This is a genomic window from Rivihabitans pingtungensis, assembly GCF_003201855.1.
In the GTDB taxonomy this organism is placed as follows: Bacteria; Pseudomonadota; Gammaproteobacteria; order Burkholderiales; family Aquaspirillaceae; genus Rivihabitans; species Rivihabitans pingtungensis.
On the sequence record NZ_QJKI01000015.1, the window covers coordinates 46,565 to 70,645 of the forward strand.

General features: G+C 63.4%; 17 protein-coding genes. 8 read left to right on the top strand and 9 right to left on the bottom strand.

All coding sequences use genetic code 11. From position 1 onward, the window contains the following. Nucleotides 1–142: 142 nt before the first annotated feature. A complete protein-coding gene (gene cysD, locus DFR34_RS11320) occupies nucleotides 143–1,063 on the bottom strand; it encodes a sulfate adenylyltransferase subunit CysD (protein ID WP_110391266.1) in 921 nt (306 codons plus the stop codon). A 227-nt stretch (nucleotides 1,064–1,290) separates the two neighbouring features. After that, on the bottom strand, nucleotides 1,291–5,163 hold the full coding sequence (gene hrpA / locus DFR34_RS11325) for an ATP-dependent RNA helicase HrpA (RefSeq protein WP_110391267.1): 3,873 nt from the start codon (nucleotides 5,161–5,163) through the stop codon (nucleotides 1,291–1,293). A 213-nt stretch (nucleotides 5,164–5,376) separates the two neighbouring features. On the opposite strand from hrpA, the gene DFR34_RS11330 reads away from it, so the two are divergent. From DFR34_RS11330 to DFR34_RS11345, 4 genes are all read left to right on the top strand, one after another. Then, the gene (locus tag DFR34_RS11330; protein WP_110391268.1) at nucleotides 5,377–6,705 is read left to right on the top strand and encodes a DUF3696 domain-containing protein; all 1,329 of its coding nucleotides are present in this window, start codon (nucleotides 5,377–5,379) and stop codon (nucleotides 6,703–6,705) included. Beyond that, on the top strand, nucleotides 6,702–7,244 hold the full coding sequence (locus DFR34_RS11335) for a hypothetical protein (RefSeq protein WP_110391269.1): 543 nt from the start codon (nucleotides 6,702–6,704) through the stop codon (nucleotides 7,242–7,244). Before DFR34_RS11330 ends, DFR34_RS11335 begins: the two co-directional genes overlap by 4 nt. 13 nt (nucleotides 7,245–7,257) lie before the next feature. Further along, nucleotides 7,258–7,953 carry an RNA ligase family protein gene (locus DFR34_RS11340; protein ID WP_110391270.1) on the top strand — a complete coding sequence of 232 codons (696 nt, stop codon included), beginning with the start codon at nucleotides 7,258–7,260 and terminating at the stop codon, nucleotides 7,951–7,953. Nucleotides 7,954–8,480: 527 nt separating this feature from the next. After that, complete coding sequence (locus DFR34_RS11345) at nucleotides 8,481–9,035, top strand: hypothetical protein (protein ID WP_158281802.1); 555 nt, start codon at nucleotides 8,481–8,483, stop codon at nucleotides 9,033–9,035. A gap of 192 nt (nucleotides 9,036–9,227) precedes the next feature. Here the strand turns inward: DFR34_RS11345 and DFR34_RS11350 are convergent, their stop codons facing one another. From DFR34_RS11350 to DFR34_RS11360, 3 genes are all read right to left on the bottom strand, one after another. Continuing rightward, nucleotides 9,228–10,871, bottom strand: a complete 1,644-nt coding sequence (locus tag DFR34_RS11350; protein WP_110391272.1) for a methyl-accepting chemotaxis protein — start codon at nucleotides 10,869–10,871, stop codon at nucleotides 9,228–9,230. 250 nt (nucleotides 10,872–11,121) lie between these two features. Next, complete coding sequence (locus DFR34_RS11355) at nucleotides 11,122–12,594, bottom strand: amidase (protein WP_110391273.1); 1,473 nt, start codon at nucleotides 12,592–12,594, stop codon at nucleotides 11,122–11,124. Then, entirely contained in the window at nucleotides 12,588–13,079 is a 492-nt protein-coding gene (locus DFR34_RS11360) for a DUF2867 domain-containing protein (RefSeq protein ID WP_110391274.1), read from the bottom strand. Before DFR34_RS11360 ends, DFR34_RS11355 begins: the two co-directional genes overlap by 7 nt. A 257-nt stretch (nucleotides 13,080–13,336) precedes the next feature. Between DFR34_RS11360 and DFR34_RS11365 the strand changes: the two genes are divergently transcribed. Continuing rightward, nucleotides 13,337–13,984: a histidine phosphatase family protein gene (locus DFR34_RS11365; protein WP_110391275.1), complete on the top strand. Its 648-nt coding sequence runs from the start codon at nucleotides 13,337–13,339 to the stop codon at nucleotides 13,982–13,984. 128 nt (nucleotides 13,985–14,112) lie between these two features. Then, the gene (locus tag DFR34_RS11370; protein ID WP_245906877.1) at nucleotides 14,113–15,480 is read left to right on the top strand and encodes a deoxyguanosinetriphosphate triphosphohydrolase; all 1,368 of its coding nucleotides are present in this window, start codon (nucleotides 14,113–14,115) and stop codon (nucleotides 15,478–15,480) included. Nucleotides 15,481–15,723: 243 nt separating this feature from the next. Here DFR34_RS11370 and DFR34_RS11375 read toward each other — a convergent pair whose 3' ends face one another. After that, a complete protein-coding gene (locus DFR34_RS11375; RefSeq protein WP_110391277.1) occupies nucleotides 15,724–18,609 on the bottom strand; it encodes a TIR domain-containing protein in 2,886 nt (961 codons plus the stop codon). Nucleotides 18,610–18,872: 263 nt separating this feature from the next. Continuing rightward, nucleotides 18,873–20,285, bottom strand: a complete 1,413-nt coding sequence (locus DFR34_RS11380; RefSeq protein WP_110391278.1) for an exonuclease domain-containing protein — start codon at nucleotides 20,283–20,285, stop codon at nucleotides 18,873–18,875. A 164-nt stretch (nucleotides 20,286–20,449) separates the two neighbouring features. Here DFR34_RS11380 and DFR34_RS11385 point away from each other — a divergent pair, with 164 nt between their 5' ends. Then, nucleotides 20,450–21,400, top strand: coding sequence for an RsmB/NOP family class I SAM-dependent RNA methyltransferase (locus DFR34_RS11385; protein ID WP_110391279.1), 951 nt, complete (start codon nucleotides 20,450–20,452; stop codon nucleotides 21,398–21,400). A gap of 90 nt (nucleotides 21,401–21,490) precedes the next feature. Here DFR34_RS11385 and DFR34_RS11390 read toward each other — a convergent pair whose 3' ends face one another. After that, entirely contained in the window at nucleotides 21,491–21,853 is a 363-nt protein-coding gene (locus tag DFR34_RS11390) for a RidA family protein (protein WP_110391280.1), read from the bottom strand. A 118-nt stretch (nucleotides 21,854–21,971) separates the two neighbouring features. Beyond that, nucleotides 21,972–23,165, bottom strand: a complete 1,194-nt coding sequence (locus DFR34_RS11395) for a DesA family fatty acid desaturase (protein ID WP_110391281.1) — start codon at nucleotides 23,163–23,165, stop codon at nucleotides 21,972–21,974. Between the two features lie 228 nt (nucleotides 23,166–23,393). Between DFR34_RS11395 and DFR34_RS11400 the strand changes: the two genes are divergently transcribed. After that, nucleotides 23,394–24,017 carry a MarC family protein gene (locus DFR34_RS11400; protein WP_110391282.1) on the top strand — a complete coding sequence of 208 codons (624 nt, stop codon included), beginning with the start codon at nucleotides 23,394–23,396 and terminating at the stop codon, nucleotides 24,015–24,017. Nucleotides 24,018–24,081: the final 64 nt, after the last annotated feature.

Consider the following 24,081-nt stretch of genomic DNA (forward strand, 5'->3'; position numbering starts at 1 on the left):
CGCCCGTGTCGGGCGGCGGCGGCAATCCGGTAAATGGCGTGGCGCACGCTGCGCCGGGCTTGGGGTGCGCTGCTTGACGGGGCAAAACACGGGTTTGCCACGGTCAAGCCCCGTCGGGAATCACGGGCGGTTCAGCGCAGCCTTAGAAATAGCCTTCCATTTTTTTCTTTTCCATCGAGCCCGACTGATCATGGTCGATGGCGCGGCCCTGGCGTTCGCTGGTGCGGGTGAGCAGCATTTCCTGGATGATTTCCGGCAGGGTGGCGGCGGTGGATTCCACCGCGCCGGTCAGCGGATAACAGCCCAGGGTGCGGAAGCGCACCGAGCGCATTTCCGGGGTTTCGCCTTCTTTCAGCGGCAAACGCTCGTCGTCCACCATCACCAGCAGGCCGTCGCGGTTGACCACCGGGCGCGGCGCCGAGAAATACAGCGGCACGATGTCGATGTTTTCCAGGTAGATATATTGCCAGATGTCCAGCTCAGTCCAGTTGGACAGCGGGAACACGCGGATGGATTCGCCCTTGTTCACCTGGCTGTTGTAGATGTTCCACAGCTCCGGGCGCTGATTTTTTGGGTCCCAGCGGTGGTTTTTGTCGCGGAACGAGTACACCCGCTCTTTGGCGCGGGATTTTTCTTCATCGCGGCGCGCGCCGCCAAAGGCGGCGTCAAAGCCGTGCAAATCCAGCGCCTGCTTGAGCGCGTCGGTTTTCATCAGGTCGGTGTACTTGGCGCTGCCGTGGGTGAACGGGGTGATTTCACCATTGGCGCCGGCCGGATTGGTGTGGGTCAACAGCTTCAGGCCGTATTTGCTCACCACATTGTCGCGGAAGGCGATCATGTCGCGGAACTTCCAGGTGGTGTCCACGTGCAGCAGCGGAAACGGCGGCTTGCCCGGATAAAACGCCTTGAGCGCCAGATGCAGCATCACGGCGGAATCCTTGCCAATGGAATACAGCATCACCGGGTTATCAAACTCGGCGGCCACTTCGCGGATGATATGAATGGATTCGGCTTCAAGCTGCTTCAGATGCGTCAGCCGGGAGTCAGGAATGTCAATCGCCATGGTGGTTGCAGCTTTCCAAGCAAGGTTCGGTCAGGCGGGCCGGCAGCCGGCGCGCGGAAGGGATACAGTCAGAGGCGTTTGGCTCTGGCAGGCTGGCACTTTACCGCAAGCGCCAGCAAGCGCATAAACCAATTCGCCATATCCATATATTGAAATTAACGTGCAAGCCGGGTGCTTCCTGTGGGTTTGGGCATAAGCCACGCACACCCGGCCGGGCAAGGCGCCGCTCAGCGCCGGTTTTCCTCGATCTCGCCCCAGGCTTTTTGCAGGCGTTTCAGCGACACCGGGAACGGGGTTTTCAGCTCTTGGGCGAATAGCGACACGCGCAGTTCTTCAATCAGCCAGCGGAAGTCTTTCAGGCCCTGGCTGGCGCCTTCCAGCGCTTCCGCCTCGGCCAGTTTGGCTTCCCATTGTTTGTACAGCTGGGCGATTTCGGCGCCGCGCTGGCCGTCACGGCTGGGGTTGGCGGCGTATTTGTCCATGCGCAGCTGCTTGGCTTTCAGGTAGCGCGACAGATGCGCCAGCTTGTCCCACGGCGTGGCGGCCAAAAAGCCGGGGTAGACCAATTGGCCGATTTCGGCGCGCAGCGCCGGGCCCAGCTTGTGGCGCTCGGCCTGGTTCAGGGTTTTTTGGTATTCGGCGGCGATGTCGGCCAGATAGCGGCTGACGGCCTCGGTGACAGCCGGCAGGCGCGCGCGGGCGCGTTTGTTTTGTTCGTTAAAGGCTTTTTCCGTGCGCGGCAGCGGGTCTTCGCCAATAAAGGCGCGATCACAAATGGCGGCGATGGCGTCGGCCAGCAGGCCGTCGGCGTGGCCCAGGTTGCGCAGCAGCATGGCGGTTTGCGTGAAATTGCCGGGCAGGCCCTTGTTCAACTGCTTGATTTGCTCTTTCAGCGCGTATTGCAACAGGCGAATCACCCCGCCGCGCATGGCGGCGTCGGCGGTGCGGGCGGTGTCGAACAAGCGCAGCGCCACCCGGTCGTCTTCCACCGCCAGCGCCGGAAAACCGGTCAGCTGCTGGCGGTTGCGGGCAAATTTCAGCGTGGCCGGCAGGTCGCCCAAATCCCAGCTGGTGACCGAATCGCGCTCGAAATCCAGCGAGGTGTCGCGGAAGGTCAGCTGGGCGACGTCGCCAAACTGGCGTTGCAGCGCCAGCAAATCGCGGCCCATGCCCAGCTCCTGCTTGCCGTCGTCCAGCACGCGGATATTCATGTGCGCATGCGCCGGCAGGGTGTCCGGGTTAAAGTCGGCCACGCTGACCGGCGCGCCAACCAGGCGCTGCACAAACAAGGCCAACTGCGGCAATAGCGCCACCTGGCCGTCCGGCTGACGCTCCAGAAAGCGCGTCACGCTGTCCGGCACGGGCACGCAGGCGCGGCGCAGTGCCTTGGGCAAGGATTTGATCAGCAGGGCGAGTTTTTCCCGCAGCATGCCCGGCACCAGCCATTCCAGCTGCGCCGGGTTCAGCCGGTTCAGCAGCGGCAGCGGCACGTCCACCGTCACCCCGTCCAGCGCGTGGCCGGGCTCAAAGCGGTAACGCAAGGTCAGCTCGCCGTCCGGGGTGCTCAGCTTGGGCGGAAACTGGTCCTCGGTGATATGGCTGGCGGCGTGCTGCATCAGGTAATCGCGGGTGAGATACAGCAGCTTGGGGTTGCTGCGCTCGGCGTCCTGCCGCCAGGCGTCAAAGCCGGCGGCGGTGCACACCTCGGCCGGCACGCGCTCGGCGTAAAAATCAAACAGGGTTTGCTCGTCCACCAGCACATCCTGGCGGCGGGCCTTGTGTTCGAGCTGTTCGATGTCGCGAATCAGCGCCTGATTGTGTCGGTAGAACGGCGCCTGGGTGCTCAGCTGGCCATTGGCCAGCGCCTCGCGCAAGAAAATCTCGCGCGCCTCCTGCGGCGCCACCCGGCCATACGACACCATGCGGCGCGGCACAATATTCAGGCCGTACAGCGTCACCCGCTCGCTGGCCACCACCTCGCCGCGGGCTTTTTCCCAATGCGGCTCAAAGTAATGGTACTTGACCAGATGTGGCGCCAGCGCCTCCAGCCATTCCGGCTGAATGCTGGCCACGCAGCGGGCGTACAGCTTGCTGGTTTCGGTCAGCTCGGCCGACACCAGCCATTTGGGCCGGGCTTTTTTCAGGCCAGAGGCGGGAAAGATATGAAAATGAATGCCGCGCGCGCCCAGATAATCGTCGCCTTCCAGCGATTTCATGCCGACATTGCCCAATAAGCCAGTCAACAGCGCCTTGTGCAGCGGCTCGTAAGTGGCCGGCAGTTCATTGCGGCGCAGCTTGAGTTCATCGGCAATCTGGCTTAACTGGGCGTGCAGCTCGCGCCATTCGCGCATGCGCAGGTGCGACAAAAAATGCGTGTGGCACAGCTGGATCAGCTGGCGGTTGGAGCTTTTGTTTTGCAGGGCTTCGTCAAAAAAGTCCCACAGCGCCAAAAACGACAGAAAATCCGATTTCTCGTCGCTAAAGCGCGCATGCGCCCGCGTGGCCGCCTCGCGGGCGTCAAACGGCCGCTCGCGCGGGTCTTGAATCGACAAGGCCGAGGCCAGAATCAGCATCTCGCGCAGGCAGCCAAACTGCTCGCCAGCCAGCAACATGCGGCCCACTTTCGGGTCTACCGGGATGCGCGACAGCGATTGGCCCAGCTCGGTGATTTCGCCGCGCTCGCTGACTGCGCCCAGCTCGTGCAAGAGCTGATACCCATCGGCCACCAGCCGCGACGACGGCGCCTCCAAAAACGGAAACTCATCCACCTTGCCCAGCCGCAGCGCCGCCATGCGCAAAATCACCGCCGCCAGATTCGAGCGGACAATTTCCGGGTCGGTAAACGCCGGGCGGGCGTTGAAATCCTGCTCGGAATACAGCCGGATGCACACCCCGGCCGCCACCCGGCCGCAACGGCCGGCGCGCTGGCGCGCCGCCGCCTGGCTGATTTTTTCCACCAGCAGCTGCTCGACCTTGGCGCGCGGGCTGTAGCGGTTGATGCGCGCCAGGCCGGTGTCGATCACATACTTGATGCCCGGCACGGTCAGCGAGGTTTCCGCCACATTGGTGGCCAGCACAATGCGCCGCCCGCCCGAGGGCCGGAAAATCTTTTGCTGGTCTTCATTGGACAAACGAGCAAACAGCGGCAGGATTTCATACGCGCTCAGCCGCGCCTTGCGCAGCTGCTCGGCGGTGTCGCGGATTTCCCGCTCGCCGGGCAAAAACACCAGAATATCGCCAGGGCCGTGGCGGGCCAGCTCTTCCACCGCCTCGACAATCGCCGCCTCCATATCCAGCTCGTGCTGGTCTTCGTCGCGCTCGTCCAGCGGCCGGTAGCGCACCTCCACCGGAAAAGTGCGGCCAGAGACTTCCATCACCGGCGCGCCGTCAAAATGCTGGCTGAAGCGGTCGGCGTCGATGGTGGCCGAGGTGATGATCACTTTCAGGTCAGGCCGGCGCGGCAGCAACTGCTTGAGAAAGCCCAACAGGAAATCAATATTCAGCGAGCGCTCGTGCGCCTCGTCGATAATCAGCGTGTCGTAAGCCGTCAGATAACGGTCGGTTTGCGTTTCCGCCAGCAAAATGCCGTCAGTCATCAGCTTGATATAGCTTTTGTCCGAGCTGCGCTCAGTAAAGCGCACCTTGAAGCCCACCACCTCGCCCAGCGTGGATTTCAGCTCCTGGGCAATCCGCGACGCCACCGAACGCGCCGCCAGCCGGCGCGGCTGGGTGTGGCCAATCAGCCCACGCACGCCCCGCCCCAGCGCCAGGCACAGCTTGGGCAGCTGCGTGGTTTTGCCCGAGCCGGTTTCCCCGCAGACAATCACCACCTGATGGCGCTCAATCGCCGCGCGCAGCTCGTCCAGCCGCTGATTGACCGGCAAGGCCGGGTCGAACTCCGGCTGCGGCAGCCCCGCGCGCCGCTCAGCCGCCCGCGCCGCTGAACGCGCCACCGCCTGCGCCAGCTCGCCCGCCAGCCGGTCGGTCGGCTTGCCCTCACGGCGGCGCTGCTCCCATTGGCGGATGCGGGACAACAAAGCATGGCGGTCGCGCGCCATACACTCATCAAGGGCGCGCTTCAGTTCGGCGGGGGTGGTCATTGCGGGCAGAAAGTGACGGGAAAGCCGGGGATTATACGATGGAGTGGGCAAGCGGCGCTGGCGCATGCCAGAAATTTGAGCGAGAATTTTTCCAGCGTGATTTGCTGGCTGTGCTGTACAGGCTTGCTGCACAGGTTTTACACCACTGACATCAAGCCAGTGTAACTGACCTAGGTTATCATCTTTCAACTCATGCACAAGGAATAAAATCTGGTGTTTACTCATCTTGTACTTACCAACTTTAAAGCATGGCAGCATATGGATGGAGTTGACTTGAAGCCAGTGACCATGTTACTAGGCACTAACTCCTCCGGAAAATCAACTCTAATTCAGAGTTTGCTGCTACTCAAACAAACTGCACAATCTCCTGATCGGAAGATGCATCTGAATCTTAGTGGTGATGAAGTAAACGACTTTTTCAACTTTGGCAGATTTAATGATGTACTTTATCAGGGTGTCGAAGGGTTACGTCAGTTCATTATCACATTTGAATTTCATAAAAACAATGGCATGGGTGTTGATATTAACACATTTGATTGCACCTATGTCCAAGACTCCTCTGGCAGAGCCATAGTTAAAGATTTGTGGTTGACTACTGGTAGGCGCTGTTTCCGTGCAATTCGCCGTGAAAAAGGGGCATACTCCATTATGGTGGACAAGGAAACTCAGCCTCGCTGCAAAGGCCGCAATTATGCCCCTGAACGTTCCATCGCATTTTCAGCAGATGCGATTGCTGCGCTTGAGCACGATGGCCCATTGCTTGAAGACCTTAGCCTGGCCATTCGCCGTGAGTTGGAGTCCATCAGCTATTTAGGCCCCTTGCGGCGCAAACCCGAGCGGGACTACCCCTGGAACCGAACCAAACCGGGAGACATCGGGGTGGATGGCAGCCGCGCAGTGGATGTGTTGCTGGCCAGCGCCTTGCTGAAAGGTGAAGAACAAAACTACGTAGTAAATGGCGTTTCCAGCTGGTTGGCGCGCATGAAAGTGGCGGACAAACTGGAAGTGCGCCAGCAAGGGCGCGCTAACCGCTACGAACTGATTATTCATCGTGATGGGGTAGCGAGTAATCTGCGTGATGTGGGGATTGGCGTCTCGCAAGTGTTGCCGGTGCTGGTGGTGGCGTATTTTGCCGCACCGGGCAGCACCATTATTCTGGAAGAACCCGAAATCCATCTGCACCCCTTGGCGCAAGCGGTGCTGGCCGAGTTGTTTGTCCAGGTGAGTCAAGAGCGCAAAGTGCAATTTATTGTGGAAACCCATTCTGAGCATCTGTTCCGCCGCATGCAAACCTTGATGGCCAGAGAAGAAGTCACGCCGGATAGCGTGGCCATGTATTTTGTCGAGCGCGAAGCCCAGCCAGCCGCCGAACACAAAACCCCGTCACCCGCCACATTGCGCCAATTAGAGCTGGACGAATTTGGCCGCGTGAAAAACTGGCCAGATGGCTTTTTTGGTGATGCCTTGGGCGAAACCCGCGAGCAGGCCAGCCGGATGTTTGCCCGCCAGAAAGCCGCGCGTGAGCAAGCGGGGCAAGCATGAGAGCGCGCTATGTGGTGGACACCAATGTGCTCATCGCCGCCAGCGCGGCAGACCCACAGCACCCCAAAGACATTGACGCCACGCCGACAGATCCGGCGCTGCGTAAGCAAGTATGGCATTGGCTGGTTCAGTTTCAGCAAAGTTCAGCCCATCTGGTGCTGGATGATGCTGGAAAGATTTTTGAAGAATACCAAAACAAGCTTGGCTTTTATGATTTTGGCCCTCAAGTCGTTCAGCACAAATGGGACATGTGTGCCGTAGACCTCGTGCCGGTGGATTATGACGCTGACGGGCATGGCCTCTTGCCGCCCACTTTAGCGCTGGTGCATGACCCCGCAGACAGAAAAATAGTGGCGACGGCCCTGGCTGCCCATGAATTATATGGCGAAGGATGTGTGGCATTTGCCGGCGACACCGATTGGCATGACTGGGAGGATGCTCTGCATCAGCATCAAGTGTTGCTGGAGCCAATTATCGAAGCCTGGTCACGTCAAAAGCACGCTGAGAAAAAGCAACGCCAGTCACGACCATCATCCTAAAAACGATAAAACCATGTCCGATTTTTTCCGCTTCCCACACACTCCTCATCTGGCCTGGCTGGGCGCGGGTTCGCCGCGCGACGACAAAGTGTTGTCCGCCGCGCAAGCCCAAGCCTTGCTGGCGGGCGAGGTGGTGGTGGAAGAAAAGCTGGATGGCGCCAATCTGGGGTTTTCTTTGGCGGCGGATGGCGAATTGCGCGCGCAGAATCGGGGGCAATATCTGGCTGACCCGCATAGTGGGCAGTTTGCGCGTTTGCCGGCATGGCTGGCGCAGCATGGCGCGGCGCTGCATGCGGCGTTGACGCCAAGTTTGATGCTGTTTGGCGAATGGTGCGCCGCCCGGCATTCGCTGGATTATCCGGCCTTGCCTGACTGGTTTTTGCTGTTTGATGTGTACGACCGCGCCGCTGGCCGTTTTTGGAGTGTGCCGCGACGCAATGCGCTGGCCATGGCGGCGGGGCTGGTGACCACGCCGCAGCGGGCGCATGGCCAAACCTCGCTGGCGGCCTTGCGGCAATTATTGGATCAACCCAGCTGTTATCGGCCGGGGCCGCTGGAAGGTGTGGTGGTGCGCCAGGAGTCGGCTTTGTGGTGTGAAGCGCGCGCCAAGCTGGTGCGCCCGGATTTCACGCAGGCGATTGACGCGCATTGGCGGCGGCGGGCAATTGAATGGAACCGGGTGGACTTTTCTCGCGCCGGGTCCGCATAAAACCGCTGCCGCACACCACAGCACACAAATAGCCGCCCGCCTTCTGGCGGGCGGCTTGGTGTCAACTCACCGTTTCAAGCACGGAAAATTCGTAATTTTACTAGAGTAATACTACTCATTGACACTCGTTATAGGGAATGCCATCATTGCTTTACCCTATAAAAAATTAAACACAAATATTTTAAATCTCAGCAAAAAAGCATGAGTAAAATTTATATGTTCCAATAGAAATAAAAACTATTTTTCTTGAATGACATGGCCAGCCAAGATCATGTTTGCGGCAATTTTTGCAGCGGCGTCCATCTTGATGTCATGAAAATAATTGGCAATATTTCTGTGTACATAATTATCAACACCACGGGCTATCAACTTTGAGCCGTGCGCGGCTATCTAGCACATTCAGCTTACCCAGTTTTCAGCGCGTATGTACTTAGAGTCGCTCACAAAACCCAGCGCAGCGTTTCTGGCTAGGTGCACGACCGCAGACAGTACAACAAGTACGGCAAGGTCGGGCAACGACGCCAGGAGTGTTTTGTGAGCGGCTCTTACACAAAAGGACTGTCACCATGCAGATTTCCCCCGCATCCCAAGGCAATTTCAGCGCATTAACCAGCAACCCTTCCCGACGGGCAGATGGCTCGCAGGCTGATGCGCCCTTGCTGTACTCCAATCAGGAATGGCTTAACACTGAAGCAGGCAAAGCACTGGCTGCGCGCAGGCAAGAAAATGATGCCGATCTGGCTGCGGCTTATGATACGCAAGCCCGCCAGGCTGAAATGACTCAGCAGATGAACATGGAAGCTGACACGGTGTTTCGCCGGGGCGATCAGATATTGGCGGTGCTGTACAAGGATGGCAGCGTGTACTGGCATGACAATGCGGGCGTGAACATCAGCCAGCTGTCAGAAGCAAACCGGTATCTGAGTCAGAATGAATATCGCATGGCCATGCGCCAATCCTTGATTCAGGCATTTGGCGCCAATGCCGTTTCCACCAGTTATGGCCTGCACCAAAAAGCGCCTACGCAAGGCGATTTGATGGCGGAAGAGCGCTCGTATTACGCACGCATTGGCGGCCGCTAAGCCATTTTCACCCCAAAAAAACAGGCCCCGAGCACGCTGCCGGGGCCTGTTTTTTTGGGGCGTTGTTTATTTAGAGCCGCTAACAAAACTCAGCGAAGCGGCCCGCTAGGCGTGTGACCGCAGACAGTACAACAAGTACGGCAAGGTCACACAACAACGCCAGGGGGGGTTGTGAGCGGCTCTTAGCGTCGCTCAACTCACCTTAAACTGCCGCGTCTGCTCGCGCAGGGTGACGGCGATGTGTTCCAGTTCGCCGGCGGCCTGGCTGCTGCGTTGCATCAGCGTGCTGGTTTCGCCCGACATCTGGGCGATTTGCTCGATATGCCCGGCGATTTCGTTCACCGTGCTCACCTGGCGGTCGGTGGCCTGGGCGACGTCGCGCACCCGCGCCAGCGAATCCAGCGCTTGCCGGTGGATGTGCTCCAGCACCTGGGTGGCGTCGGTGGCGCGGGCCAGGCCGTTATCCACTTGTTCCACGGCGCGGTCCATGGTGCGGGCGGCGGTTTCGGTGTCGCGCTGGATTTCTTCGATCACCTTGCCGATTTCGGCGGTGGCGCTGGTGGTGCGCTCGGCCAGTTTGCGCACTTCGTCGGCCACCACGGCAAAACCCCGGCCGGTTTCGCCGGCACGGGCGGCTTCGATGGCGGCGTTCAGCGCCAAGAGATTGGTCTGGTCGGCGATTTCGCCAATCACGCTGGCGATGCTGCCGATGTCTTGCGAGCGCTGGCGCAGCGCGCGCATATGCGCCGACGAGCCTTGCACCGCCTGGGCGATGCGGCCGATTTCGTCGGCAGCGGTGCGCACTGCCTGGCGGCCGTTTTCCGAGAGCTCGGCGGTCTGGCCGGAGTTGTGTTCGGTCTGGCGGGCAATTTGCGCCACTTGCTCGATGCTTTGCGTCAGTTGCTCGATGCTGGCTGCGGCGCCGGCGCTGGCGTCGGATTGACGCTGGGCGGCTTGTTGCGCGGTTTGCGCGGCCTGGGTGACGTGACGGGCGCGCTGGTCCAGTTCGCCGGACGAGTCCAGCATGCCGGTGAGCAGGGTTTTCAGCCGGGTTTGCATATGCGCCACCGCCGCCAGCATGCTGTCCGGGTAGCGGGCGCGGATGCTGGCGCGCAGGTCGCCGCTGGCCATCTGGGTGACTTGCGCGGCGGCTTCGGCCGGTTCGCCGCCCAGGCTGCGCAGCAGCTGGCGGGTGATGCCCAGCGCCACCAGCGCGCCAATCACCAGGCTGACGCCGCACAGCGCCAGCATCAGGGTTTGAAACTGGCTGGCCACGGCGCGCGCCAGCGGGGTGACTTGCTGGCTTTTTTGTTCTTCGTAGTCAATCAGCGCATTGATCGCCGCCAGCCAGTCGGTGAAGGCCGGGCGCAAATCGCCCATCAGCACGGCGCGGGTGTCGTCATGGCGGCCAGATTCCAGATGAGCCAGCGCCTGCTTGACCAAGGGCTGGGCGCGCTGCTCGATGGCCTGGATGGCTTGCCAGCGGCGCTGTTCTTCCGGGTCGCCGTCACGGGCGATGGCGCGGTCCAGCTCGACGGCGGATTCTTGGTAAAACTTCTCCAGCCGGGTGATTTCGCTCAGCAAGGGCGGGTGGCGGGCCGGGTCGGTTTCCAGCGCCACGTCGCGCATGACGATGGCGCGGTCGTGCACGCTGCCGCGAAAATTGATGGCGTAGCGCTGTTTGACGGCGTTGACGTCGGTGACTTGCTGCAAGCTGCGGTCGATGAAATTGACCTTCTGGATGCCGGTCAGGGTGATGCCCACCATCAGGGCCAGCACCAGGCCAAAGCCCAGCGTCAGCCGCCAGGCGAGGGTGAGTCGGGAAAACAGTGACATGACATGCTCCTTGGGATGCACAGTGCGGTCGGCGCGCCATGATGGCGCGGACACCGGGGAGATGACCGGAGGAAGGGTAATCGGTTCCAGTATGCCGGTTTGTCTGCCACAGGGAAAATTAATTGTTTATCTTATTATCATAGATAAAAACAATCGAGCCCCTCACAAGCAGGCAGCCGGCCGGTACAGTCGCCGTCCGCGTTGTCGGCCCGCCCCCGCGCAGGGTCATGGTGCGCGGGGGCTGAGCGTCTCAGTCGTCCACCTGCGCCCCCGGTGGCATTGGCATCGCCGGCCAGGCGCTGGCCAGTGACTCGCCCATCGCCAGCAGGGCCTCGTCGCGCCATTTGCGCCCCACCAATTGCACGCCCACCGGCACGCCATCCAATACCCCCACCGGCAGGCTCAGCACTGGGCTGCCCGACAGCGAAAACAGGCTGGTCAGGCTCAGCGTGGCTTCCAGATAGGGCACGCGCCGCCCGCCGATATTCAGCGGCGCCGGCAGGCCGCCATGGCGCGGCGGCGGGCTGGCTGGCCAGGCGGTGCACAGCAGGGTGGGGCAAAGCCAGGCATCCACCTCGTACAGCATGCTTTCCAGCGCGCGCAACCAGGCGTCGCGCACGCCCAGTGCCCATTGCTGCCGGCGCAGCGACAGCCGCGCGCCTTGGGCAAAGCCTTGCGCAATCGGCTGGCTGGCCGGCAGCAGCCCAGCCAGCAGCGCCAGCGGCCAGCGTTGTCGGGCGGGCAGGGCCAGGCCGATTTCGCTGCCGGCCAGCACGCCAAACGCCCGCCACACCTGCGCCAGCGGCGGGCCGGCCGGCTGGCGGCGCAGCAGTTGATGGCCGGCGGCGCGCGCGCCAGCCAGCGCCTGCGTGAGCCCGGCGCGGGTGCGCGGGCACAGCGGCAGGCCGGCAAAATCATCGCACCAGGCCAGCCGCAAGGGCCGCGTCAGCGGGGGCTGCGGCCGCCACGGCAGCGGCGGGACTTCCTGATCCTCGCCATCGGCGCCGGCCAGGCTGGGCATGGCGTGCGCCACGTCGGCCACCGTGCGCGCCAGCAGGCCAAACGACAGCATATGGCGCACGCTGCGCGGCTGGCCGGGCAGGTGCGGAATATGCCCGGTGCGCGGCAGGCGGTTTTCGCTGGCCTTGAAGCCCACCACGCCGCAGCAGGCGGCCGGAATGCGGATGGAGCCGCCAATATCGCTGCCCAGCTCCAGCGCGGCAAAGCCCATGGCGATGGCCGCCGCGCTGCCGCCGGAACTGCCGCCCGGCGTCAGGCTCAGGTCCCAAGGGTTATGGGTGGGGCCAAACAGCGGACTCCAGCATTGCGGGTCGCCGGCCAGTTCAGACAAATTGCTCTTACCCAGCACAATCGCCCCGGCGGCCTTCAGCCGCGCCACCAGAGTGGCGTCGGCAGCGGGCAGATAATTCGCCAGCGGCGGGTGGCTGCTGGTGGTGCGCAAGCCCTGGGTGGCAAAGGCGTCCTTGATGCTGATTGGCAGGCCCAGCAGCGGCTGCTCGCCCGCCAGCCGGCGCGCGCGCTCGGCCAATGGCAGCGCGTCCACCGCCTGCGCGGCGGCGCGGGCGCGCTCGATGTCCAGCGTCACCAGCGCGCGGATGCGCGGGTTGTGCTGGGCAATGCGCGCCACATGCGCCTCCAGCAGTTGGCTGGCGGCGCCATCGCCCAGCGCCAGCGCACGCAGCGCGGCGGTGGCGCTCAGCATGCTGCCTCCGAGTAGTGTGCGGCCATGCGCGCCAGGCTGCGGCGCACAATCAGCCAGTGAAACGGCCACACCAGCGCCAGATACAGCCAGCCGCCCAGGTGATGCGGGCGCACGCCGGTATACAGATGCAAGCGCCCGGCGCGCACGCCCAGCCACAGGCAAAAATCCAGATGGCGGTCGCGCTGGCCCAGCAGCAGCTCGTCCGGCCCGGCATGCCACACGCAAAACACCCCCACCGCCTCGCCCACGCGCGCCTGCGGCGCTTGGCGGGGTAACTCTGCGGTTTTCAGGCCCAGCGGGGCCATCAGCCGGTTGCGTGCGCGCATCAGCGCCTGCGCCCAGGCCGGTGGTGCGCCAATAAAAGCCTGCAACAGCGCCTGCGCGTCCGGCGGCTGGCCAGGGCAAGGCGTGTGAAAATGATCCCGATACGGGTAATCGGCCGCCTGTCCATTCAGGCAGGAATCCACCGCAAACGTGGCAAACATGGCAAAGCTCCGGGCAAAGTAAGGGCATGGCGACACGCGCGCGGTGTGCCGTGCCGAGCGTCGCTCACAAAACACCGCGCCGGCTGTGGCCGCACAGTCGCGCAATCACACCAGGAGGGTTTTGTTAGCCGCTCTAAGCGGCTGTCAGGGCATAGGTTAGCGCTGAGGCCGGGCGCTGATCTTGTAGCGAAACGACATGCCCACCAGATGCAGGGCGCGCGTGCGGCATGCTGGTCAGGTTTGTTATCATCCAGCGTATGAGCACATCCGCCCCCCTTCGCCTGTGTCTGGTGCGCCACGGTGAAACCGACTGGAACGCCGCGCGCCGGCTGCAAGGCCATCTGGACATCCCACTGAACCCCACCGGCCACACCCAGGCCCGCCAGCTGATTGCCGGCCTGGCTGCGCATGACTTTGCCGGCTGCCTGTGCAGCGATCTGACCCGCACCCGGCAAACCGTCGCCCCACTGCTGGCGCGGCAGCCCACGCTGACGGTGGAATACACCCCGGCGCTGCGCGAGCGCCACTACGGCTGTTTTCAGGGGCTGACGCCGGATCAGGCGCGCAGCCAGCACCCGCAAGATTTTGCCCTGCTGCGCAGCGGCCCGGCGGATTGGCGACCGCAGGACGGCGGCGAATCGTTTGTCGATCATCAACACCGGGTGATGGACTGCCTGGATGCGCTGGCGGCGCGCGCGGCCGGGCAAACCTGGCTGGTGGTCACCCACGGCGGCGTGCTGGACATTATTTATCGCCATGTTTACAACTTGCCCAGCAGCCACCCGCGTGATTTTTTGATTCCCAACGCCGCGCTGAACTGGCTGCGCCGCGACGCCGACGGCTGGCAGATTGAGCTTTGGGCCGACACCCGCCACTTGCAAGGCGCCGCGCTGGACGAAATCTGAGCAGGCGCGGGTTGATTCAAAAAAACCATGTTGGCCAAAAACAAAACCCAGCCAAATCAACACCCTGGATTCCCGCCTGCGCGGGAATGACGCTTTGTTCAGCGCCTTCCTCAGCCTGAGCCATTTTGATGCCGAGCCCCACCATGAACCCAAGCCGCATGCACTGGACACAACTGCTGTCCACCCAGCGTTTTCAGCGTCAGGGCGGGCAGATCATCCCGCAGGCCGGCGGCGACGCCGACGCCATGGCCGGGCTGCGCACCGAATTTCATGTCGATCACGACCGCGTGGTGTTCTCGCGGGCGTTTCGCCGGCTGGGGCGCAAAACCCAGGTGCACCCGCTGGCCAGCCACGACCACACCCACAACCGGCTGACCCACAGCGTGGAAGTCAGCTGCGTGGGCCGCAGCCTGGGCAACCGGGTGGGCGCCATGTTGCAGGCCGGCGGCCAGCTGCCGGCCGGCTATACGCCGTTTGACATCGGCAGCGTGGTGCAGGTGGCCTGCCTGGCGCACGACATCGGCAACCCGCCGTTTGGCCACACCGGCGAAGACGCCCTGCGCGATTGGTTTCGCCAGCCAGCGCACGCGCATTATCTGCACGGGCTGAGCGAGGCCGAGCGCTGCGATGTGCAAACCTACGAGGGCAACGCCCACGGCCTGCGCATGGTGGCCACGCTGGAAATGTACGCCGACAGCGGCGGCATGCGCCTGACCAGCGCGGCGCTGGGCAGCCTGGTGAAATACCCGTGGACGGCGCTGGGCTCGCCGCGCGATGGCAAGTTCAATATCTACTGCGCCGAGCTGCCGTATTTCGAGGCCGCCGCCGAGGCGCTGGGGCTGATCCGCCTGGGCGAGCGCCGCTGGGCGCGCCACCCGCTGTCTTATCTGATGGAAGCCGCCGACGATATTTGCTACGCCATTGTCGATCTGGAAGACGCCACCGAAATCGGCATCCTGCACGAGCTGGAATTCGAAAAACTGATGAGCCCGCTGATCGACCCTGCGCGGGTGTGGAGCGCCGACAGCCCGCAGCAGCGTTGCGCGGCGATGCGCGGCGCGGTGGTGGGCCGCTGCGTCAACGAAGTGGCCGACCGCTTCATGGCCCACCATGACGACCTGCTCACCGGCCAGTTTCCGGCCAAAGACCTGATTGCCGTGTGCCGCGCCGAGGTGCGCGATGTGCTGATTGCCGCCAAAGAGCTGGCCAGCCAGAAAATCTACCGCCACCGCACCAAGCTGGTCACCGAAGTGGCCGCCTACCCCTGCCTGGCGGCGCTGCTGGACGCGGTGATGCCGGCGGTGCACGCCCGCGTCAGTCACGGCGAGCTCAGCCCGCGCCAGCAGATCCAGCTGGGCTTGTTGCAGGATGTGCAGATTGGCGAACACGACACGCCTTACACCGCGTACCTGCGCGTGCTGGACTGGATCGGCGCCATGACCGACAACGCCGCCGCCACCCTGGCGCGGGAAATCTCTGGGGTGGGGATTCTGTAGTAGGCAGTCATGCTGAAACACAAGGGTTCAAACCCCTCGCCGCACCCCACCGAGTCATTCGCGCAGGCGGGAATCCAGGCGTGTCCACCGCGGACAGCGGGCGGGCAACCCGCCGCTGGGCCAAGCAAAAACCCCCGTGGGTGACTCGCGGGGGTTTTTGCTGATTGGGGCAAATAGACCATAAAACCCGGCATCACCCGCCGGGGGCGGGTGGTCAGCGGCGGGGCGGTTAATCCCCCTCAGTCACTGAGCCCAGCCAGCCGCCTCGGCATCCTCCAGCTCCGGCAAGCGTCGTCCGTAGCCGCATTCCTCAATCAGCGCACGGGCCTTGGCCAGTTCAGTTGTGTCCTCAAACAGCCGGGCGCGGGTCAGGGCGATGTCGGCGAGATGGAGCTTCATGCCGCCGCGCTCGGCGATGCGCTGAGCTTCGGCGAGATCGGCTTGCGCGCCGGCGAGGTCGTGCAGGCAGTGGCGTAGCCAGGCGCGGGTGAGGAGGCCAAGGACGATGAACTCTTCAACACCAGCCTGACGCAGACCGGTGACAGCGGCTTCGGTGTGCTGCTGGGCGTCCTCGCCGGGTGTGCGGCCGTGCAGCAGGTCGGCGTAGAGGGCACAGCGGGCGAGGGTGAGGTGGTCGAGGGCGATGCTGAGGAGTGAATCACCAGGAACGCGCCACTCGAACATTTTCCGGCCCCGCTGCGCCACTTCTGCACAGTCTTCGCTACCCACTCCCGCCGCCGGCCCACCCCAGGCGGCCCGCTCGGCCTCGGCCAGCAGCAGCTCGCCATACTGAAAGCCTTGCAGCGAGTAGAGCAGCGGGTACTGGGATTGAAACTCCGCCTGCATGGCCTCGGCCTCGGCAAAACCGCGACGAGCGGCTTCCCGCTCGCCTTGCTGGTGGCGGGCATCGGCCAGGGTGGTGCTAAAGATTATGCGGTAAGAGGCATCGTTACTGCGGTCGGCGTAGTCCACCGAGCGTTCGGCGTCAGCCACGGCCAGCGCGATATGGCCCAGGCTCAGTTGCAGTTCGGAAAGATTGCTGTAGATGATGGCAGCACCTTTCCATTGAGCGACTTGAACATACATTTCACCCGAAACCCGCATCGGCTCCAGCGCTTCCGCCAGCCGGCCCAGGGCGCGCAGACGGAAGGCCGCTTGGTGGAGCAGCCAGGCTTGGGCAGTTGCTGACAAGCCTGGCGCCAGCCGCTGCCAGGGTTCTGCGAAGAAACAGGCCAGCGCCCCCAGGTCGGTGCCGAAGGCGCCGAGCTTCTTGGTGCTATAGGCGCCGTCCGGCCCCGTGCCGCGCAAAATGCGGTCGCGATACACCTCGGTACGCGCCTCTTCATACAACCCCGCCCGACAACCATGCACCACCGCCTGATAAAGCGGTTGCAGGCCGGTCAAGCCTTCCGGGTGATGAGGCACGCTGTCTTTAAGTTGCTGGTACAGCCGGTGATGGCCTTCTTGCCAGGCCTCAGGCTGGTTTTTGCTCAGCGTAGCGGCAAAGTATTCGCGCAGCAGGGGGTGGGCGTCCAGGCGGCCGGTGTCTGCGTCATGCTCAACGAGGCGGCTGTCGGCGAGATTGGATAGCGCTATGTGCCAGTCTGTGTCATCAATGTCTTGCAGCGCTTCCGTCAGGCCGGTGATGGCCGGGGCCGCGCGCAGCGCAGCCAGGTTCTCCGGGGAGGCCGGGCGATCGAAGAAGCCAAGCAGGCGCAGGGCAGCCAGTTCTTGCGCACTCTCGCCGCCGTTCCCCGCAAGCCAATGCTCATAGGCGGCGATGACACGGAAGGCATGGCCGCCACTTTTCTGGCTGGCCTTGGCAAAATCCACGTCACCGCAGCGCAGGATGTCACCGCCATGTGCGCGTCTGAGATAATTGCCCAGCAAACTCAGCGTCAAAGCATGGCCCTTGACCTGCCGGCTGGCGTGCAGAAGCTCGGCATCGTCGGCGGCGATGGGCGCGCTGCCGGCCTTGTTGGCCCCTTCGGCATGCAGCAGGGCCGCGCCGTCGCTGTCGCTCAGATTGCCAAGGTCGATGCGTTGGACACTCGGGCTGTTGGCCCATTCGTCCAAATCTTTCAGCGCCTCCCGACTGGTCAGCAAAGCCAGGCCAGGGCGGCCGGCGGTAGCCAGATGGGTGAGCAAGGCTTTAAGGCCAGGCGCGCGCAGCTCGCCAGCCAGCGGGCCAGGCGGGTGTTGCAGCGGCTCCAGGCCGTCCAGCACCAGCAAGCAGCGGTGGGCGACAATGGCTTCCGCCAGCGCCCGGCCCTTGTCGGCGGGGTTAAGGCTGGCGGCGACTGAAACACCAAACCACTGGATGGCTTCGGCAAGAAACACGTCTTCCGAGGCGTTACGCTCGTCGCCGCTGCCCTGGCTGTAGAAGCTCCAGGCAAATACCCGGCGAGCGCCGCGCCAATTGTCCTGCTTGAGGCTTTCCAACCAGCGCTTGACCAGCGCAGTTTTGCCGGTTCCGCCAGGGGCGATGAGTTCGACCAGGGCGGTGTTGCCGGCAGAGGCCCAGGCGGCGTCGAGGGCGGCGAGTTCGTGCTCGCGGCCGAGGAAGTGGGCGGCGCCGGCGGGGAGGTGGGTGAGGTCGGTGCGGATGGGGGCGTTCTGGCCCGTGGCGCTTGACGTCCCTTGCTGTTCAGGCGCTTCGGCCTCTGGCGAAGAAAGCGTGCCGGGCGGCGGCGCTAGCAGCAGGTCGGCGATCTCACCTGCCAGGTTGGAAAGCGCAAGGTCAGCGTCATGTTGGCTCATGCCCGACAGGGGTTTGCCGTCGCGCGGCCGGCCCTGTATCCCTTCCTGCCAGTCGATGCGCCGCCACTGGCAGGGGCTGACGATCAGCGGAATCACCCGGATGCCTTGCTCTTGACGCCGTTGCAGCAACCGCGGGACTTCCTGATCGCGAATGAATGACGAGGTAAGAAAGTCAGCCGAAATCAGCAATACCGCTACATCGCAACGCTCGATGGCTTGTTGAATTTCTGGATGCCAGTCATCGCCAGCGTCAATGCGTTGGTCATCCCAGCTGTCCAGGCCGGCGCGGGAAAGCACGCGGAGCTGTTTGACAACACGGTTCTTCCAGTCTTCGTCCTGGTGGCTATAGCTGATGAATATTTGGCGCACAGCATGGATTCCGGGGTGGTTTCTCGATGCCCGCCCCAGCGTTCGGCTTCGCGCTTGATCGCATGAGAAATCCGGTCAGGAGGGCGGCGGGGCGGATGATGCGAGAAATTATGCCAGAAGTCTGCGCCACGGGATGGCGGCGTGGCGCGTGCTGCGTGCGCGAGGCATGGCGGTGTGTCTGGGCATGGCGATTTGTTCGGTGTTGTTGTGCGCATGCCGCGCCACACGTTCAGCACGCTGTGCCCCTGCGCGCAGGCGCGCTATTACGCCGCCGGCCAGCCGTCCCACGGCTCCAGCCGTGCGCCTTTGGGCAGTTTGCGCAGGCAGCCGGCCAGCATTTTGTAGGTGTCCAGTTCAAAGCCTGGCTCGGCTTCCAGCACCGGCTCGCCGTCGCGCCAGCTGCCCAAAAAGCGCCAGCGGTCGAACACATGGCGCTCGATGCTGCCGCTGACCGGGTCTTCTTCCACCACCGCCATGGCGCCGGCAAACGGCCAGGGTTGGCGCTGCATGCGCGCCAGCGCCGCCAGCAGGCGTTGATTGTGCTGTTCGGCGCTTTCCTTGCCGATGCAGGCGCCGTGGCAGCGGCCAAGCTGGCGGGCAAAGCAGGGTTGGCCTTTTTTGCCGGTCACCCGGTCAATGCCCAGCACGGCGTGGCACAGCCGGTAGGCGTCGGCGACGTCGGTCAGGGTTTTTTTGGCTTCGCGCGCGCTGCGGAACACGCCAAACACGCTGTCGGCCTCGCCCAGGTCCACCTCGTCACCGCGAATCAGCCGGGGCACCAAAAAACCATCTTCGCGCGGGTAAAGCTGCCAGGCGCACAGCTCGCGCTCGCGGCGGCCGCGCACATTGTGCACGGGCTGCAAGGTTTTGATCTGGCGTGACTCCACCAAGAGCGCGCCAAACTCGCCAACGGTGTCGATCCAGTCGATGCGCGCCACTTGCTGGCTGAGGCGCATTTCTTTGTTGATGCGGGTGTCGGCGCTGAAATGCGACAGCACCCGGCTGCGCAGATTGATGCTTTTGCCCACATACAGCGGCGCGCCGCTGGCGTCCCAAAAGCGGTAAACGCCGGGGGTGTCGGGCAGTTCGTCAATCAGGTTGGCGTCCAGCTGCGGCGGCAGCGCCGCTGGGCGGCCCATCAGCTGGCGCACGGCGTGGGCGATGGCGTCGTCGCCCAGCTCGGCGCGCGCCGCACCCAAAAAGCGCCACACTGCTTCGGCGTCGTCCAGCGCGCGGTGACGGTTGGCGCAGCCCAGGTTAAAGCGGGCAATCAGGCTGTCCAGATTGTGCTTGTAGTGTTGCGGGTAGAGCAGGCGCGACAGCTTGACCGTACACAGCTGCTGGGCGCGCCAGGGCAGCTCCAGCCGGCGAAAGGCGTTTTTTAAAAAGCCGTAGTCAAAGCGGGCGTTGTGGGCGATGAACAGGCGGCCGTGCAGCAGCGCCAGCAGCTCGGCGGCCAGCGCCTCGAAGGGCGGCGCCTCGGCCACCATGGCGTTGCTGATGCCGGTCATCTGCTCGATAAACGGCGGAATCGGCATGCCGGGATTGACCAGCGCGCGCCAGGGGCGCACCTGATCGCCGTCCACCAGCAGGATGCCGATTTCGGTGATGCGGTCGCGGGTGATGTGGCCGCCGGTGGTTTCCAGGTCCACGATGGCAAGGGGAGTGTCAAACACGCAAGTTCTCTCAAAACGCCGGCCGCCCGATGCGACCGGCTGGCATTGTGACAGGCCGCACCGGGAAAGTCATAGTGCAGAGGCGCAGTTTTTTCAGGCGGGGGAATTCCCGCAGGGGCGCGCTGTGATTACAATCCGCCCCGGATTTTGACGAGAGGCCCACCATGACCGCCACCCTGCCCGCCGCCTTTGCCGACCGCCTGACCCGCATCCTGCCTGCCGACCGCCTGGACGGTGTGCTGGCCAGCTTTGCTGCGGTCAAGGATGTGGCGTTTCGCATCAACACCCTGAAAGCACAGCCGGACGCCGTGCTGGCCGGCCTGCGCGCCGCCGGGCTGAACCCACGGCCGGTGGCGTGGTCGCCGCTGGCCTGGGTGGTGGACGCCGCCGCCAAGCGCGCGCTGACCGAAACCCCGGCGTTTTATCAGGGCGAGATTTACATCCAGAACCTGGCCAGCCAGCTGGCGCCCTTGGCGCTGGCGCCGCAGCCTGGCGAAATGGTGCTGGACCTGGCTGCCGCGCCCGGCGGCAAAACCTGCCAGATGGCGGCGCTGATGGGCAATCAGGGCTGGCTATCCGCCGTCGAGCCGGTGCGCGACCGGTATTTTCGGCTCAAGCACAATCTGGACCAACAGGGGGTGAGCATCGCCCACTGCTACCAGAAAGACGGCCGCGCGGTGGGCGCGTTGACGCCCGAGCGGTTTGACCGCGTGCTGCTGGACGCGCCGTGTTCCAGCGAGGCGCGCTTTGATCTGAACGACCCGGATTCGATGGCGCACTGGAGCCCCGGCAAGGTGCGCGAGGTGGCGCACAAGCAAAAGCGCCTGTTGCTGTCGGCCATTCATGCGCTCAAACCGGGCGGCGTGCTGGTGTATTCCACCTGCTCGTTTGCCCCGGAAGAAAACGAATGCATTGTCCATGCCGCCTTGCACAAGCTGGGCGACGCGGTGGAAGTCACCCCGGTGGACATCCCGGTGCTGCACCAGCCAGGGCTGACCGAATGGGACGGCAAGATGCTTAACCCGCAGCTGGCGCACAGCGTGCGCGTGCTGCCGGATAGCTTGGTGGATGGGTTTTATCTGACGCGGCTGGTCAAGCAGCGCTCAACGCAGTAAGCGCCGCCGACACAATTCAGCTTGCGCAATATGACAGGGGTCGCCACCGCGCCAGAAAGGTTTGGTTGGCTTGCGAGCGGGGGGCGGCGCTTATGCTTTGCTGGCGTTCACTGCCGCCACAATCTTGATTTCCACCTTCCAGGCCGGGTTGGCCAGCTTGGCCTGTACGGTGGCGCGGGCCGGGGTTTGGCCGGGGATCACCCAGGCGTCCCAGGCGGCGTTCATGGCGTCGTAGTCGGCCAGGTCGGCCAGAAAGATGGTGGCGTCGATCACCTGGCTTTTGTCGCTGCCCAGGTCGCGCAGCACGGTGTCGATTTGCGCCAGCACATTGGCGGTTTGCGCCTGGGCGTCGGCGTCGAGGTTTTCCGGCACCTGGCCGGCCAGCCAGGCAATGCCATTGCACACCACGGCTTCGGCCAGACGGGCGCCAGGCAGGTGACGATGCAGGGTCATGAGGTCATCCTTTATCAGGGTTGCAGTACAGAAATCGCCCATTCATGGTGGGCGGGTTGAGCAAAACAGCCCGGCGGGCCGGTGGGCGCGTCGGGCTGTGATGGCGTCAGTCGCGTGCTTAGCTGGCGGCGCGCAGGCCCAGCGAGAACTCGCGCAGGGCGCGGATACCGCTGGCTTCGGCGCGGGCGCACCAGTCTTGCAGGTCGTGCAAGAGTTCGTCACGCGAACGGCTGGAGCGCTCCCACAGGCGGGTGAGCTCCTGGCGCATGGTGTAGATGGTGTGCAGCTTGTCGCTGTGCGCCAGCAGGGTGTCCAGCGCCACACGGTCGCATTCCGGGGTGTCCTTGGCATCCTGCTTGAGCCAGATTTTCATCTTGCGCGGCAGGTGGATGCCGTGGAAATCCGGCAGCTTGGCCGATTTCAGCAGGCGTTCGATTTCGCTGGCGTATTCGCTCTTCAGCTGGCGGGCGTACTGGGCGGCCACGGCGTAGCGGTTGGTGATGATGGTTTGCAGGGTGTCGGCAGCCAGCGGGGCGGCCGGCTGACCCTCACCCAGCGCCAGATGCGGCGCCACACGGCGCACCTTGGCCAGGCCGACGATTTCCAGCATGCGGATATACATCCAGCCGATGTCGAATTCGTACCATTTGTACGACAGCTTGGCCGAGGTGCCAAAGGTGTGGTGGTTGTTGTGCAGCTCTTCCCCGCCAATCAGGATGCCCCAGGGCACCAGATTGGTGGCGGCGTCTTCGTTTTCAAAATTGCGGTAGCCCCAGTAGTGGCCAATGCCGTTCACCACGCCGGCTGCCCAGAACGGAATCCACACCATCTGCACCGCCCAGATTGCCAGGCCAGCCGGGCCAAACAGGATCAGGTCGATGGCCAGCATCAGGAAAATACCCTGGCCGTTGCGCGGGGTGTAGATGTTGTTTTCCAGCCAGTCGTCCGGCGTGCCGTGACCAAATTTATCCATGATGGACTGGTCTTTGCAGGCCGCGCGGTACAGCTCGGCGCCTTGCCACAGTACTTTTTTCAGGCCGAGCACTTGCGGGCTGTGCGGGTCTTCCGGGGTTTCGCAGCGGGCGTGGTGCTTGCGGTGGATGGCCGCCCATTGCTTGGTGATCATGCCGGTGGTCAGCCACAACCAGAAGCGGAAAAAATGGCTGGGCAGCGGGTGCAAATCCAGCGCGCGGTGCGCCTGGTGGCGGTGCAGAAAGATGGTGACCGAGGCGATGGTGATGTGGGTCAGGCCCAGGGCCACCAGCACATAACCCCACCACGGCAGATCAATCAGCCCGTTCAGGTATTCCATTTGACTTCCTTTCGTCGAATGACGTAACAGGTCATTTTACCGCAATTGCCGCCTGTGGCGTGCAGCCGGCAAGATTTGCCGGACAAAATCGGCTACACTGCCGCGCTCACCGCCTGTCCCAACATCCACGGAACAGGCGTGCTACGCTGAATTCAACCCGCGCGCCCCGCCCTATCCCTGCTGGCGCGTTGCGCCCCATCCGGGCGCGCTGCCGTGGAGCCAATCACAATGGATGCCGTCAAGATTTTCATTGCCCTGCTGGTGCTGGTGAACCCGATCGGCGCGATTCCGATTTTTATCGGCCTCACCCCGGACGCCAGCGCGCAAGAGCGCAAGCGCATCGCCAAAACCGCCTCGATTGCCGTGGCGGTGATCATCCTGACCTTTGTCGCCCTGGGCGACTCGCTGATTCGCCTGCTGGGGATTTCCATGGGCTCGTTTCAGGTGGGCGGCGGGATTCTGGTGATGATGATTTCGCTGTCGATGATGAACGCCGCGCCCACCGCCACCAAAACCACCCGCCAGGAAACCGAAGAAGCCGGCGGCCGCGCCAATATTGCCGTGGTGCCGCTGGCGCTGCCCTTGCTGACCGGGCCGGGAACGATTTCCACGGTGATTATTTATTCTGGCCACGCCCATGGCTGGTGGGGCTATCTGAGCTTGGTGATCTGCGCCTTGCTGATTGCGCTGGCCTGCTATGTGGCGATGATTGCCGCCACGCCGGTGTCGCGCATGCTGGGGCAGACCGGCATCAATATCGTCAACCGGGTGATGGGCATGCTGCTGGCGGCCTTGTCGGTGGAAATCATCGCCGATGGGGCAGTGAAGCTGTTTCCGGCGCTCGGGCATTGAGCCCCCCGCGGGATGGCGTAAGCCGACCTTGGCGCACGGCGGGCGCAGCCTGCTGCGCGGAGTT

Coding starts and splice junctions, on each gene's coding strand:
- hrpA (WP_110391267.1), bottom strand. CDS start 5,163: ATGACCACCCCCGCCGAACTGAAGCGCGCCCTTGATGAGTGTATGGCG.
- DFR34_RS11365 (WP_110391275.1), top strand. CDS start 13,337: ATGAGCACATCCGCCCCCCTTCGCCTGTGTCTGGTGCGCCACGGTGAA.
- DFR34_RS11395 (WP_110391281.1), bottom strand. CDS start 23,165: ATGGAATACCTGAACGGGCTGATTGATCTGCCGTGGTGGGGTTATGTG.
- DFR34_RS11390 (WP_110391280.1), bottom strand. CDS start 21,853: ATGACCCTGCATCGTCACCTGCCTGGCGCCCGTCTGGCCGAAGCCGTG.
- DFR34_RS11360 (WP_110391274.1), bottom strand. CDS start 13,079: ATGTTTGCCACGTTTGCGGTGGATTCCTGCCTGAATGGACAGGCGGCC.
- cysD (WP_110391266.1), bottom strand. CDS start 1,063: ATGGCGATTGACATTCCTGACTCCCGGCTGACGCATCTGAAGCAGCTT.
- DFR34_RS11335 (WP_110391269.1), top strand. CDS start 6,702: ATGAGAGCGCGCTATGTGGTGGACACCAATGTGCTCATCGCCGCCAGC.
- DFR34_RS11385 (WP_110391279.1), top strand. CDS start 20,450: ATGACCGCCACCCTGCCCGCCGCCTTTGCCGACCGCCTGACCCGCATC.
- DFR34_RS11355 (WP_110391273.1), bottom strand. CDS start 12,594: ATGCTGAGCGCCACCGCCGCGCTGCGTGCGCTGGCGCTGGGCGATGGC.
- DFR34_RS11400 (WP_110391282.1), top strand. CDS start 23,394: ATGGATGCCGTCAAGATTTTCATTGCCCTGCTGGTGCTGGTGAACCCG.
- DFR34_RS11350 (WP_110391272.1), bottom strand. CDS start 10,871: ATGTCACTGTTTTCCCGACTCACCCTCGCCTGGCGGCTGACGCTGGGC.
- DFR34_RS11340 (WP_110391270.1), top strand. CDS start 7,258: ATGTCCGATTTTTTCCGCTTCCCACACACTCCTCATCTGGCCTGGCTG.
- DFR34_RS11370 (WP_245906877.1), top strand. CDS start 14,113: ATGCCGAGCCCCACCATGAACCCAAGCCGCATGCACTGGACACAACTG.